Source organism: Streptomyces sp. S186 (assembly GCF_051603415.1).
In the GTDB taxonomy this organism is placed as follows: Bacteria; Actinomycetota; Actinomycetes; order Streptomycetales; family Streptomycetaceae; genus Streptomyces.
Window position 1 is genome coordinate 4889838 of sequence record NZ_CP193932.1, and the last position, 13652, is coordinate 4903489.

Genomic DNA, 13652 nt, shown 5'->3' on the forward strand with positions numbered 1-13652 from the left:
GGGGTTCACCGGGCCGGCTTGGGGAGGGGATGCTGGCCGTGTGGCCTTTCAGCGGTAGGAAGTGGCAGGGAACGGGTCGCCGGAGGCGGCCCGCCGGAGAGCCCAATCCCCATCCGGTAAAGCCCTGGTGGTTCCAGTGGGACGAATGGGAAGCTGCCCGTCCGGACTGGCGCCTGCTGTTGAAACACAAGGATCGGTTCGCCGCCACGGCGCCTTTTCGCGGCCAGCCGATGGGCGGATACCCCTGGCACGTCTCCGCCGGTGAGCTGCCTGATCCGGCCGGCACCGGCGAGAGCGTCGAGGCGCTGCTCTGGGAGATGAGGCAGACGATCCACCGAGGCACCTCCTCCACCGAACTCGTGTCATCCGGGGTGGCCCTGACCTTTCCCTGGCCACTCCCCCCGTTCGGCTTCTACCCCCAGAGCGATCACTGGCGTGCGACGCGGGGGGATTTCTTCTACACCACCCCCGAGCGTCTTCTGTGCGAGTACGACGCACTTGCGGCGCTCGGTCCGGCGCATGGGCAAACGAGGGTGCTGGTCGCCGACGACCGGGTCTTCTCCGTACTCGTCAGGCCGGAGGTACTCCAACGTCCCCAGCTGTCCGGCAGGCATGTGCGCCTCGACGGTAACCACGCGGTCGCCTGGGCAAAAGGGTATGCCTCTCCCGCAATGCTCGAAGAGTGCGCCATAGAGCTGTACGAGCTGGTCAACCTGCTTCCCCGTTCCTGGGGGAGTGAGCATGTCGACCGCGTTCGCGCCCTCGTCGTGGCGGGTGATCTCAAGGGTTTGGAGAGGTGGAGGTTCCGTTCTTTAAAGCCTTGACGTCGCGCCGGGCCGGGACGCGGCCCACCGGGTCGCGGGAACGTACGATCCGGTGGCGCCAGGGCGAGCCACCCACATGTGCGCATTGTGTCGAATCGCTCACGCGGCGGCTGCGCACGCACGTAGCGTGCCGGGGAATCGGGTTGTACCGGGCAACCAGCAAGCAGCGGTGGTGAGTTATGCCCAATCGTAAGGATGCAGATCCCTCGGCCAGTGTCCCGTGCTTCTACGGTGCCGAGCTGCGCTTCCTCCGGGAGCAGGCCGGTCTCACGCTGGAACAGCTGTCGGAGGGCAGCTATCGCGGCATCCCGTTGCTCAGCCGCATCGAACGCGGTGAGTGCGGAATGCCGATGGATCTGGCCATTCACATCGACAAGAGGCTCGACACGAACGGCTTCTTCGAGCGCCGCTGCGAGGCGGTGGCGAAGGCCCGCCGGGCCGGTCACGCGGAGTACTTCGCGGACGCGCTGGAGATGGAGCAGCGCGCGGAGAGCTACAGCAACGGCATCGGCGGCGAATGCGTCGAGGTCGCCGACGGCCTCCCCGGCGTCGTCCCCGTTCGGGACAGCAAGGATCCGCAGGGGCCCGCGCTGGTCTTCTCCGCCGCCGGGTGGTCGTCGTTCGTGTCGGCCGTCAAGGGCGATGCCTAGAGCTCGTCGATGGCGGTCAGGTCGATGTCGATGGGGTAGGGCACGCTGAGCTTGACGCGGTCGTGGTGGATGCCGGTCAGCGCATACGTGCCGGTGGCCTCGCCGAGCTCGTGGACCTGGACGACCGGGTGGTCGTCTTGGCCCGCCATGTCGACCAGCCAGAAGTGGGGGATGCCCGCCGCGGCGTATTTGCGCGGCTTGGTGTCGCGGTCGCGGGCTTCGGAGTCCGGTGAGATGACTTCGATCGCGAGCAGGACGTCGGCCGCCCTGAAGTGGGTCTGGCGTCGGCCGGTGACGGCTTCGGCGCGTACGACGGAGATGTCTGGCTCGGGACCGTTGCGCCTGTCGAGGATGACGGTCATGTCGCGAGTGATCTTGAACTCGGCGGGCCGACTCGTACGCAGGCCGTTCGTCAGCAGGTCGACCGCGGTGCAATGGAAGTAGTTCTGCGGGGCCGCGAAGACCAGGCTCCCGTCGATCAACTCCGTGTGCCGGGGGAGATCGGGCAGTGTGAACAGGTCGTCCACCGTGTACCCGTCCAGCGGGAGCCTCGGCCAGTGATGATCCATGGGCGGGATTCTTCGGCGTGCCCGTTCACGTGGCGGCCGCATCCCGATCGCGTCATCACAAAGGGTGACCGTCCCCGCGCGTGGCCGCCCCGGTAGCCGCCCCCGTCCTCCCCGAAGGCTCCCGACCCGTGCCGACTACCCTTGGAGGCCGACCAGCCCCCATTGGGGACGCACAGAGCAGGAGTGAGATGGCCGCCAACCTCGTCAATCTGGAAGCCGTCGACAAGGTGTACGGGACGCGTGCGCTGCTCGACGGTGTCTCCCTCGGTGTCAACGAGGGGGACCGGATCGGGGTCGTGGGTCGTAACGGCGACGGCAAGACCACGCTGATCCGGATTCTGGCCAAGCTGGAGTCGGCCGACGTCGGGCGGGTCACGCACGCCGGTGACCTGCGGCTGGGCGTGCTGACCCAGCACGATTCGCTGGACCCGACGGCGACCATCCGGCACGAGGTGATCGGTGATCTCGCCGACCACGAGTGGGCGGGGAACGCCAAGATCCGGGATGTGCTCACGGGGCTCTTCGGGGATCTGCATCTGCCCGGTTTCACCGACGGCCTGGACACCGTCATCGGGCCGCTGTCGGGTGGTGAGCGGCGGCGGATCGCGCTGGCCAAGCTGCTGATCGCCGAGCAGGACCTGATCGTGCTGGACGAGCCGACCAACCATCTGGACGTGGAGGGGATCTCCTGGCTGGCCAGGCACCTGGCCGGCCGGCGCTCCGCGCTCGTCGTCGTCACCCACGACCGGTGGTTCCTGGACCAGGTCGCGACCCGGATGTGGGACGTCCAGCGCGGCGTCGTGCATGAATACGAGGGCGGGTACTCGGACTATGTCTTCGCGCGGGCCGAGCGGGAGCGGATCGCCGCGTCCGAGGAGGCCAAGCGGCAGAACCTGATGCGCAAGGAGCTGGCGTGGCTGCGGCGCGGGGCGCCGGCGCGGACCAGCAAGCCGCGGTTCCGGATCGAGGCGGCCAATGAACTGATTGCGGATGTGCCGCCGCCGCGGGACAGCAGCGAGTTGATGAAGTTCGCCACCACTCGGCTGGGCAAGACGGTCTTCGAGCTGGAGGGGGTGACCGTCCAGGCCGGGCCGAAGGTACTGCTCAAGCACCTGACGTGGCAGCTGGGGCCGGGGGACCGGATCGGTCTGGTGGGGGTCAACGGCGCGGGGAAGACCTCGCTGCTGCGGACGCTGGAGGCGGCCGCCCGTAGTGGGGGTGAGCAGCAGCCGGCGGCGGGGAAGGTCGTGGTCGGCAAGACCGTCAAGCTGGCGTACCTCTCGCAGGAGGTCGCCGAGCTGAACCCGGCGCTGCGGGTGCTGGAAGCCGTCCAGCAGGTCCGCGACCGGGTCGACCTCGGCAAGGGCCGGGAGATGACGGCGGGGCAGCTGTGCGAGAAGTTCGGGTTCACGAAGGAGAAGCAGTGGACGCCGGTCGGGGATCTGTCGGGTGGTGAGCGGCGGCGGCTCCAGCTGCTGCGGCTGCTGATGGACGAGCCGAACGTGCTGTTCCTGGACGAGCCGACGAACGACCTCGACATCGAGACGCTGACGCAGCTGGAGGATCTGCTCGACGGCTGGCCGGGGTCGATGATCGTCATCAGCCACGACCGGTACTTCGTCGAGCGGACGACGGACCGGGTGTTCGCGCTGCTGGGCGACGCGGCGCTGCGGATGCTGCCGCGCGGCCTGGACGAGTACCTGGAGCGGCGGCAGAAGATGATCGAGGCGGCGGCGCCGGCGCCCGCCCAGCCGGCCGCCGCGGCCCCGAAGAAGCCGGCCGCGGTGAACCGCGCGGCACAGAAGGAGCTCCAGCGGATCGAGCGCCAGCTGGACAAGATCGGCGAGAAGGAGTCTGCGCTGCACGCGCAGATGGCCGAGCACGCCACCGACTTCGAGAAGATCGCCGGGCTGGACGCCGAACTGCGGGAACTGGGCTCGCAGCGCGAGGAGTTGGAGCTGCGGTGGCTGGAGCTGGCCGAGGACGCGTAGAGCCGCCGGTCCGGGGGGGCGGCGTGGGCCCGGGCGCGGGGGCGGCTATCGGCCCCGAATGGCCTGGATTCCCGCGTTCCGGTGGTCTTCTCCTCCCTAGGGGGCGCGCATCGGCAGCCGAGCGTGTAGCTTCCCGGGGACACCCAGCGGGGTAGGGGAGTGGAGGGGGTTCGCTCGATGGGCGTGCGGCTCATGGTCGTCGACGATCATCGCCTGCTCGCCGAGGCGCTCGCCTCGGCCCTGAAGCTGCGCGGGCACCGCGTGCTGGCGGCCGCCGCACCCAGTGCCGGGGCGGCGGAGCTGGTGGTGAGCCGGGCGCCGGAGGTGTGTCTGCTGGGCACGGCGGGCCCGGCCGAGCCGGGGGCGTTCGACCCGGTCGCCCGGATCAAGAAGGAGCGGCCGCAGATCGCGGTGGTGGTGCTCGGGCCGGTGCCCAGCCCGCGCGGGATCGCCGCCGCCTTCGCCGCCGGGGCCTCCGGCTACGTCCGCAACGACGAGCGCATCGAGGGCGTCGAACGGGCCATGCTCAAGGCGCGGGCGGGTGAGGCGGCGGTCGCCCCGCAGCTGCTCCAGCAGGCGTTCGGGGAGCTGCTGCACCCCGCCGCCCAGCCCGACGACGAGGGGGCGCGGCTGCTTGCGCTGCTCACCCCGCGCGAGGTGGAGGTGCTGATCCGGGTCGCCGAGGGCGAGGACACCCGGGTGATCGCGGCGGGCATGGACATCGCCCCGAGCACCGCCCGCACCCACGTCCAGCGGGTGCTGATGAAGCTGGAGGTGGGCTCCCGGCTGGAGGCGGCCGCGCTGGCCGCCCGCACCGGCCTGCTGGAACGCGTCCAGCGGTCTTAGGACGTGTCCAGCGGTCTTAGGGCCGGTCCGGGTCCGATGGGGCAGGGGCGTCCGGCGCGGCCGGCGGGACGATGGGCCGCAGCTTCAGCCAGACCAGGAAGAACAGGCCGAGCGCGAGCATGCCCAGGCCCGTCCACAGGTTGATGTTGACGCCCTGTGCCTTGTGCAGGTCCGCGTCGGAGGCGGTGAGCCCGGCGACGGTGACGATCACGCCGTAGAGGGCGAACAGGCCGCCGATGACGCGCCGGATGTCGAAGAGCCGGGCGGCGGTGGCCGAGGAGCGCTCCAACTCGCTGACTTCTTGGCGCAGTTCGGAGTGGTGTGGTTCGGGCTGGTGTGGTTTGGACTGGGGCGGTTCGGGCTGGTGCCGTTCGGGCATGGCGGGTCTCCGGTCGTCAGAGCGAGTAGGGCAGGTAGCACAGTGCGGCGAGGGCGACGGCGCCCCAGCCGAGCAGCGCGGGCTTGCGGTACCAGGCGTCGTCGCCCTCGGCGGCGGGCTCCGCGAGGTCCGGCGCGGCCGTCCCGCCGCCGGTGGCCCGGCCGGAGCGGGCGGACTCCCAGACCAGACCGGCGAGTTCGGCCTGCGGCTTGGGCTCGGTGAAGAGCGTGACGACGACCATGACGACCGCGCCCGCGACGAAGCCGACGATCGCCGAGACGAAGTTGGCGCCCTGATCGGTCGGGATGGAGATCACATGCTGCTTGTAGATCCAGAAGTAGTTGACCATCGCGGCGGTGGTGCCGGCCAGCAGCCCCCAGACACCGGATTTCATCGAGGCCCGCTTCCAGAACATGCCGATGATGAAGACCACGAACATCGGCACGTTGAAGAAGGAGAACAGGGTCTGGAGGTAGCCCATGATGTTGGAGAACGAGGAGGCTATGAACGCCGTGCCGATCGAGGCGAGCACGCCGATCGCGGTGATCAGGCGGCCGAAGCGCAGGTAGTAGGCGTCGGGCCGGCCCCGCTTCACGTACTTGGCCCAGATGTCGTAGGTGAAGACGGTGTTGAAGGACGAGACGTTGGCGGCCATGCCGGCCATGAAGGCGGCGAGCAGTCCGGTGACGGCGATGCCCAGCACGCCGTTGGGCAGCAGCTCCTGCATCAGGTAGGGGATCGCGTCGTTGTACTGCAGGCCGCCCGGGGCGCCGATCTTCGGGACGAGGACGGCGGCGACCAGGCCCGGGATCATCACCAGGAAGACGATGAACATCTTCGGGAAGGCGCCGATGAGCGGGGTGCGCCGGGCGGCGGAGAGGTTCTTCGCGGACAGGGCGCGCTGCACCTCGGCGAAGTTGGTGGTCCAGTAGCCGAAGGAGAGCACGAAGCCCAGGCCGAGGACGATGGTCAGCCAGTTGGCGCCCAGCGGGTTGGCCTGGCCGATGCCGGTGCCGCCCCAGGCCGTCAGGAAGTCGTGGCCGTGCGACGCCGTCAGCGCGTGCGACAGTCCGCTCCAGCCGCCGACCCGCTTGAGGCCGAGGACGGCCAGCGGGATCAGCGCGGCGAGGATGACGAAGAACTGCAGCACCTCGTTGTAGATCGCCGAGGAGAGTCCGCCGATGGTGATGTAGGCGAGGACGAACAGCCCGGCGACGACGATGGCGACCCACTGCGGCCAGCCGAGCAGCGCCTCGACGACGATCGACAGGGCGTAGAGGTTCACCCCGGCGATCAGGATCGCGGCGAAGGCGAACAGGACCGAGCTGAGCAGGTGGGCCGACCTGTCGAAGCGCTGGAGCAGGAACTCCGGTACGGAGCGGACCTTGGAGCGGTAGTAGAAGGGCATCATGACCAGGCCGAGGAAGACCATGGCCGGGATGGCGCCGATCCAGTACCAGTGGACGACCGCGACGCCGTACTGCGCGCCGGTCGCCGCCATGCCGAGGATCTCGGTGGCGCCGAGGTTGGCGGCGACGAAGGCGAGGCCGGTGACCCAGGCGGGCAGCGACCGTCCGGAGAGGAAGAAGTCCAGGCTCGTCCGCACGCTGCGTCTGGCGGCGAAGCCGATGCCGAGGACGACGACGAAGTAGAGGGCCAGGATCGCGTAGTCGAGCCCGTTGGTCGGGAGGCGTAGCCCTTCGGCCAGAGTGATCATGGAGGACTCTTTTCGGGAGCACGGCGGTGTGCGAAGCGAACGCACAGAAACGTACGCACGCCTGACCGAAAACTGAATAGTTTTGTTGGATTCAGTTGTTGGATCATGGGCGATGGCCGTCTGAAGTGCTGGCATTTTTCCGATATGCCCGCTCTGTGGGGTCAATGAGTCGTGTGCGAGCGCGCGTTGACGACTCTGTTCGGTTGTGCTTCATTGTGTTTGTTTGTGTTCGTCCGGCGTGGCCGTCTGGCGTGGCCGTCGTGTGTGCGTCCGGCGTGGCCGCCATGGTGAGGAGCTCCCCGGTGAAGAAGACGACGACCCGGCTCGCGGACGGCCGGGAGCTGATCTACTACGACGCGTCCGACGCCACCGGCCGCACCGCCCCCGACCGCACCGCCCCCGACCCCCGGCCCCTCGACCCGGTCGCCACCGCCTCCGAACTCCGCGCCGACCCCCTCCTCGGCGACACCGTCGCCATCGCCTCCCACCGCCAGGGCCGCACCTACCACCCGCCGGCCGACGAGTGCCCGCTGTGCCCCTCCCGCGACGGCCGGCACACCGAGATCCCCGCCGCCGACTACGACGTCGCCGTCTTCGAGAACCGCTTCCCCTCCCTGGCCGGCCCGCACGGCCGCTGCGAGGTGGTCTGCTTCACCCCCGACCACGACGCCTCGTTCGCCGACCTCACCGACGACCAGGCCGCCCTCGTCCTCGACGCCTGGACCGACCGCACCGCCGCCCTCTCCCAACTCCCCGGCGTCGCCCAGGTCTTCTGCTTCGAGAACCGCGGCGCCGAGATCGGCGTCACCCTCGGCCACCCACACGGCCAGATCTACGCCTACCCCTTCGTCACCCCGCGCACCGAGCGGATGCTGGCCTCCCTCGCCGCCCACCGCGAGCGGACCGGCCGCAACCTCTTCAACGACGTCGTCGCCCGCGAACGCGCCGACGGCCGCCGCGTCGTCCTCGACGGCGAGCACTGGACCGCCTTCGTCCCCTACGCCGCCCACTGGCCCTACGAGGTGCACCTCTACCCCAAGCGCCGGGTCCCCGACCTGCTCGCCCTCGACGGCCCCGCCTGCACCGAGTTCCCGCAGATCTACCTGGAACTCCTGCGCCGCTTCGACCGGCTCTTCGGACCGGAGGCACCCCCGACGCCGTACATCTCCGCCTGGCACCAGGCACCCGTACACGCCGCGGAACGCTCCCAGTTCGCGCTCCACCTTGAGCTTTTCACCGTCCGCAGGACTTCCGGCAAGCTGAAGTTCCTCGCCGGTTCCGAGTCCGGCATGAACGTGTTCATCAACGACGTGCCGCCGGAGACCGCGGCCGACCGACTGCGAGAGGTAGCGAGCAAGCCATGAGCAAGTACCTGGTGACGGGCGGGGCGGGCTACGTGGGCAGCGTGGTGGCCCAGCACCTGCTGGAGGCCGGACACACCGTCACGGTCCTGGACAACCTCTCCACCGGCTTCCGCGCCGCCGTCCCGGCCGGCGCCGGCTTCATCGAGGGCGACATCCACGACGCCCACCGCTGGGTGGACCGCTCCTACGACGCCGTCCTCCACTTCGCCGCGTACTCCCAGGTCGGCGAGTCCGTCGTCAAGCCCGAGAAGTACTGGCACAACAACGTCGGCGGCAGCATGGCGCTGCTCGCCGCGATGCGCACCGCCGGCGTGCGCACCCTCGTCTTCTCCTCCACCGCCGCCACCTATGGCGAGCCGGTCGGCACCCACATCACCGAGACCGACCCGACCGCCCCCACCTCCCCCTACGGCGCCGGTAAGCTCGCCGTCGACCACATGATCAGCGGCGAGGCGGCCGCCCACGGCCTGGCCGCGGTCTCCCTGCGCTACTTCAACGTCGCCGGCGCCCACGGCACGTACGGCGAACGCCACGACCCCGAATCGCACCTGATCCCGCTCGTCCTCCAGGTCGCCCAGGGCCGCCGCGAGGCCATCTCCGTCTACGGCGACGACTACCCCACCCCCGACGGCACCTGCGTCCGCGACTACATCCACGTCGCCGACCTCGCCGAGGCCCACCTGCTGGCCCTGAGGGCGGCCACCCCCGGCGAACACCTCATCTGCAACCTCGGCAACGGCAACGGCTTCTCCGTCCGCGAGGTCATCGAGACCGCCCGCAAGGTCACCGGCCACCCCATCCCCGAGATCGCCGCCCCGCGCCGGCCCGGCGACCCCGCCGTCCTCGTCGCCTCCGCCCACACCGCCACCACCCGCCTCGGCTGGCACCCCACCCGCCCCGACCTCACCGAAATCCTCACCGACGCCTGGAAGTTCGCGAACACCGGCAAATAAATCCAGCCCGGCAAAATCCAGCCCGTCCGGCGCTTGAGGACCGGGGTCCGGGGCGGAGCCCCGAGCGAACCCACCGCACGAAGGAACAACCCACGTGACAGACACGGCGCACGGCGCAGCCCACACCGCGACGGCCTTCCAGGCCGTGTACGGGACGCGGCCCACCGGAATCTGGGCCGCCCCGGGCCGCGTCAACCTCATCGGTGAACACACCGACTACAACGACGGCTTCGTGATGCCACTGGCCCTCCCGCACACCACCCTCGCCGCCGCAGCCCCCCGCACCGACGGGGTGCTGCGGCTGCACTCCGCCGGCGCCGACGGCGGCATCGTCGAACTGCGCCTCGACGACCTCCGCCCGCCGGCCACCGCCGGCGGCGACTGGGCCGCCTACCCCGCGGGCGTGGCCTGGGCGATGCGGGAAGCCGGCCTGCCCGTCGGCGGCGCCGACCTGCACTACACCAGCACCGTCCCGCTCGGCGCCGGCCTCTCCTCCTCCGCCGCCCTGGAGGTCGCCACCGCCCTCGCCCTCGACGACCTGCACGGCCTCGGCCTGCCCCGCGACGAACTGGCCCGGCTCGCCCAGCGCGCCGAGAACGCCTTCGTCGGCGTGCCCTGCGGAATCATGGACCAGACCGCCGCCGCCTGCTGCACCGCCGGCCACGCCCTCTTCCTCGACACCCGCGACCTCACCCGCCGCCAGGTCCCGTTCGATCCGGCCGCGGCCGGCCTGCGCCTCCTCGTCGTCGACACCCGCGTCCGGCACCGCCTCGGCGACGGCGCATACGCCGAACGGCGCGCCGGATGCGAACGCGGCGCGCGGGCGCTCGGCGTGCACGCGCTGCGCGACATTCCGTACGTGCATCTGTCCGCGGCCCTGGAAGAACTCGCCGACGACCCCGTCGTCCAGGCCCTGGTCCGCCACATCGTCACCGAGAACCACCGCGTGGAACAGGTCGTCGCCCACCTCGAAGCCGGCCGCCCCCGCGCCATCGGCCCCCTGCTCACCGCCGGACACGCCTCCCTCCGCGACGACTTCAGGATCTCCTGCCCCGAACTCGACCTCGCCGTCGACACCGCCCGCGCCGCCGGGGCCCTCGGCGCCCGGATGACCGGCGGCGGTTTCGGCGGCTCCGCCCTCGTCCTCGTCGAGGAGGCCGCCGCACCGGACGTCACCGACGCCCTGCACACCGCGTTCGCCGCCGCCGGCCACACCGCCCCGCGGATCTTCCCCGCCGTCCCCGGCCCCGGCGCCCACCGCCTGGACATGTAGGGCGTGCCCGCGGACCCCGCTCCGCCACTTTCGTCAACCGCCCTCCCCTCCCGCCCCCCGTCCGTACGCTGTCACCAGCGCCGGTGGGGGCCGGCGCCGATCAGGGGGCGAGACCGTGCCGGTGCCGCGCCCCGGGGGCGGGTGGCCAGGTCCGCGGCGGCGGCCGCGCGGCGGAGGCGATCTTCAATCCGGGCGCCGTGCCCGCTATGGTCCGTTCACCGAGACAGGGGGTCTCTGTGCAACGAATCCGGGTTCTGGTGGTCGACGACCACCGCATCTTCGCCGAATCCCTGGCGGCCGCACTGGCCGCGGAGGTGGACGTGGACGTCGCGGCGGCGGGCAGCGCCCCGGCGGCGCTGCGCACACTCGACCGGGCCGCCGCCGACGGCCGCCGCTTCGATGTCCTGCTCGCCGACGCCGACCTGGCCGCACCACTGCTCGCGGTGCCGCCCCAGGGCTCCGCCCGCGACGGCACCGCCCGCGAGAGCCCGCCGCGCGGCGGCCCACCGGACGGCATCGCACTCGTCTCCGGCCTGCGCACCAGCCACCCGTACCTGCGGACCGTGGTCCTCGCCGACCGCGACGACCCGCGCCGGGCCGCCGCCGCCCTCCAGGCCGGCGCCTCCGGCTGGGTCGCCAAGGACTCCTCGCTCTCCCGGCTCCTCGCCGTCATCCGCGGCGTGCTGCGCGACGAGACACACCTGCCGCCCGCCCTGCTCACCGGCGTGCTGCGGGAACTGACCGCGGCCCGCAGGCACCGCACCGAGAGCGAACGGCTGGTGGAGTCCCTGACCCCGCGCGAACGCGAGGTACTGCGCTGCATGGTCGCCGGCCTGGGCCGCAAGGCCGTCGCCGAACGCCTCTTCCTCTCCCCGCACACCGTCCGCACCCACATGCAGAACGTCCTGGGCAAGCTCGGCGTGCACTCCACCCTCGCCGCGGTCGCCCTGGCCCGCCGGGCCGGCGTCGGCCCCGCCGAACTCGAACCGGCCGCGGCGGGCCCCCTCACCGTGCCCTGACCCCGCACCCGCCTTGAACGGCCCGGACGACTCACCCCGCGGCGCCCCCACCGCCCTCCGGTCCCGGACCGGTCAGCACGGCCACACCCCGGGCGGCCAGCCCCACCCGCGTCACCGCCGCCGCCCGGGGCACCAGCGCGTCCGCCATCGGCTCCGGCAGCGCCACCTCCACCGCCCGGCTCCCGTGGTTCAGCAGGAACAGATACCGGCCCCCGGCGCCCTCCCGCACCGCCGCCTGCACCCCCGCCGGCAGCCCCGGCAGCACCGGCGCCACCCCCGCCGCCGCCCGCACGTCGTCCAACAGCGCCCGCAGCAGCGCCGGTTCGAGCCGCGTCCCCACGTACCAGGCCACGCCCCGCCCGTAACCGTGCCGGGTCACCGCGGGCCGCCCCGCCAGCTCCCCGTCCAGAAACCGCGCCACCACCTCCGCACCGGCCGGCACGATCTCCTCCGACCACAGATCCGCCCGCCCCGCGTACGGACCGCCCCCCACCGCCACCGACGCGTCCTCCGCCAGCGGCCAGAACTCCGCCACCCGCAGCCCCAGCAGCTCCCGCAGCGGCCCCGGATAACCCCCCGGATGCACCCGGTCGTACGCGTCGACGATCCCCGAGAAGAACGACACCACCAGATGCCCGCCGTCCCGGACGTACGCCGCCAGCCGCGCCGCGTCCCCGGCCGTCAGCAGATACAGGTTCGGCACCACCACCATCCGGTACCCCGACAACTCCCGCCCCGGCGGCACCACGTCGCACGCCACGCCCGCCTCGAACAGCGGCCGGTAGTGCTCCAGCGCGCTACGCGAGTGGTCCAGCGCCGCGGACGGCCGGGAGTCCAGCTCCAGCGCCCACCAGCTCTGCCAGTCCGCCAGCAGCGCCACCGACGCCCGCGACCGGGCCCCCTCGATCCCCGGCACCGCCGCCAACTCCCGCCCCAGCTCGCACACTTCACGGAAGATCCGGGTGTCCGTCCCGCCGTGCGGCACCATCGCCGAGTGGAACTTCTCCGCCCCGCCCGGCGACTGCCGCCACTGGAAGAACAACACCGCGTCCGCGCCCTGCGCCACCGCCTGCCAGCTCCACAACCGCATCGCCCCCGGCGGCTTGGGACCGTTGCGCGGCCGCCAGTTGACCGCCCCTGCCGCCTGCTCCAGCAGCAGCCACGGCTGCCCGCCCCGCGCCGACCGCATCAGGTCGAAGACATAGCCCGCCCGGACGTGGTCGTCCGCCACCTGCGGATCCTGGTAGAAGTCCAGCGCCATCACGTCCATCGACGGCGCCCAGCCGAACGCGTCCACCGGCTTGTGCTGCGGCATCAGATTCGTCGTCACCGGCACCCCCGGCGTCAGCCGCTCCAGCACCGCCCGCTCGGCCAGATAGCACTCCCGCAGCGCCTGGTCACCGAACCGCCAGAAGTCCAGCTGCTGCGCCGGATTGGCGAACGTCGGCGCGGTCCGCGGCGGCAGCACCTCAGCGAAGTCCCCGTACGCCTGCGACCAGAACGACGTCGACCAGGCGTCGTTGAGCGCCGCCACGCTCCCGTAGCGCTCCCGCAGCCACCGCCGGAAGTCCTCCGCCGACACCTCGCAGAAGCACTGCCGGGTGTGGCACCCGAACTCGTTGCCCACATGCCACATGGCCAGCGCAGGATGGTCCGCGTAGCGGGCCGCCAGGCGCTCCACCAGCCGCACCGCGTACGCCCGGAACACCGGACTGGACGGGCAGAAGTGCTGCCGCGCCCCCGGCCAGCGCCGCCGCCCGTCCGGCCCCTCCGGCAGGACCTCCGGGTGCGCGTGGGTCAGCCACGGCGGCGGCGACGCGGTCATCGTCGCCAGACACACCTCGATCCCCGCGCCCGCCAGCCCGTCCAGCACCCGGTCGAACCACCCGAAGTCCCATTCCCCCGGCCGGGGTTCGACCTTCGCCCAGGAGAAGATCCCCGCCGTGACCATGGTGACGCGGGCCGCCCGCATCAGCTCCAGATCCTCGGCCCACACCTCCTCCGGCCACTGCTCGGGGTTGTAGTCGCCGCCGAATCGGATGCCCATCGGACCCCCTGGCTCCTGGC

Annotated in this window: 11 protein-coding genes and 2 pseudogenes; 9 read left to right on the forward strand and 4 right to left on the reverse strand. The window is 71.6% G+C overall.

Features of this window, described 5'->3' with window-relative positions:
* Positions 1-29 precede the first annotated feature (29 nt).
* The 3 genes and pseudogenes from ACRAS8_RS21185 to ACRAS8_RS21195 form a co-directional block, all read left to right on the forward strand.
* Entirely contained in the window at positions 30-824 is a 795-nt protein-coding gene (locus tag ACRAS8_RS21185; RefSeq protein WP_438487567.1) for a hypothetical protein, read from the forward strand.
* Positions 825-1003: 179 nt separating this feature from the next.
* Positions 1004-1318, forward strand: a pseudogene (locus ACRAS8_RS21190) (helix-turn-helix domain-containing protein); the annotation flags it as partial.
* A gap of 9 nt (positions 1319-1327) precedes the next feature.
* Positions 1328-1474 (forward strand): annotated as a pseudogene (locus tag ACRAS8_RS21195) (DUF397 domain-containing protein); the annotation flags it as partial.
* Here the strand turns inward: ACRAS8_RS21195 and ACRAS8_RS21200 are convergent.
* Positions 1471-2043: a Uma2 family endonuclease gene (locus ACRAS8_RS21200; RefSeq protein ID WP_438487568.1), complete on the reverse strand. Its 573-nt coding sequence runs from the start codon at positions 2041-2043 to the stop codon at positions 1471-1473. The pseudogene ACRAS8_RS21195 and the gene ACRAS8_RS21200 sit on opposite strands and share 4 nt — an antisense overlap.
* 188 nt (positions 2044-2231) lie before the next feature.
* Here ACRAS8_RS21200 and ACRAS8_RS21205 point away from each other — a divergent pair, with 188 nt between their 5' ends.
* Positions 2232-4034, forward strand: a complete 1803-nt coding sequence (locus tag ACRAS8_RS21205; RefSeq protein ID WP_438487569.1) for an ABC-F family ATP-binding cassette domain-containing protein — start codon at positions 2232-2234, stop codon at positions 4032-4034.
* A gap of 177 nt (positions 4035-4211) precedes the next feature.
* Positions 4212-4880, forward strand: a complete 669-nt coding sequence (locus ACRAS8_RS21210; RefSeq protein ID WP_438487570.1) for a response regulator transcription factor — start codon at positions 4212-4214, stop codon at positions 4878-4880.
* Between the two features lie 16 nt (positions 4881-4896).
* Here the strand turns inward: ACRAS8_RS21210 and ACRAS8_RS21215 are convergent, their stop codons facing one another.
* The gene (locus ACRAS8_RS21215; RefSeq protein WP_438487571.1) at positions 4897-5259 is read right to left on the reverse strand and encodes a hypothetical protein; all 363 of its coding nucleotides are present in this window, start codon (positions 5257-5259) and stop codon (positions 4897-4899) included.
* 16 nt (positions 5260-5275) lie between these two features.
* Entirely contained in the window at positions 5276-6976 is a 1701-nt protein-coding gene (locus ACRAS8_RS21220) for a sodium:solute symporter family protein (RefSeq protein ID WP_438487572.1), read from the reverse strand.
* A gap of 302 nt (positions 6977-7278) precedes the next feature.
* Between ACRAS8_RS21220 and galT the strand changes: the two genes are divergently transcribed.
* From galT to ACRAS8_RS21240, 4 genes are all read left to right on the forward strand, one after another.
* Complete coding sequence (gene galT, locus ACRAS8_RS21225) at positions 7279-8340, forward strand: galactose-1-phosphate uridylyltransferase (protein WP_438487573.1); 1062 nt, start codon at positions 7279-7281, stop codon at positions 8338-8340.
* Complete coding sequence (gene galE, locus ACRAS8_RS21230) at positions 8337-9293, forward strand: UDP-glucose 4-epimerase GalE (RefSeq protein ID WP_438487574.1); 957 nt, start codon at positions 8337-8339, stop codon at positions 9291-9293. The genes galT and galE overlap by 4 nt, the downstream gene beginning before the upstream one ends.
* Positions 9294-9387: 94 nt before the next feature.
* Entirely contained in the window at positions 9388-10566 is a 1179-nt protein-coding gene (gene galK, locus ACRAS8_RS21235) for a galactokinase (RefSeq protein ID WP_438487575.1), read from the forward strand.
* A 236-nt stretch (positions 10567-10802) separates the two neighbouring features.
* Positions 10803-11585 (forward strand): LuxR C-terminal-related transcriptional regulator, encoded by a 783-nt coding sequence (locus ACRAS8_RS21240; RefSeq protein ID WP_438487576.1) that lies wholly within the window; start codon positions 10803-10805, stop codon positions 11583-11585.
* Between the two features lie 31 nt (positions 11586-11616).
* On the opposite strand, the gene ACRAS8_RS21245 is transcribed toward ACRAS8_RS21240, so the two are convergent.
* Positions 11617-13632 carry a beta-galactosidase gene (locus tag ACRAS8_RS21245; RefSeq protein ID WP_438487577.1) on the reverse strand — a complete coding sequence of 672 codons (2016 nt, stop codon included), beginning with the start codon at positions 13630-13632 and terminating at the stop codon, positions 11617-11619.
* Positions 13633-13652: the final 20 nt, after the last annotated feature.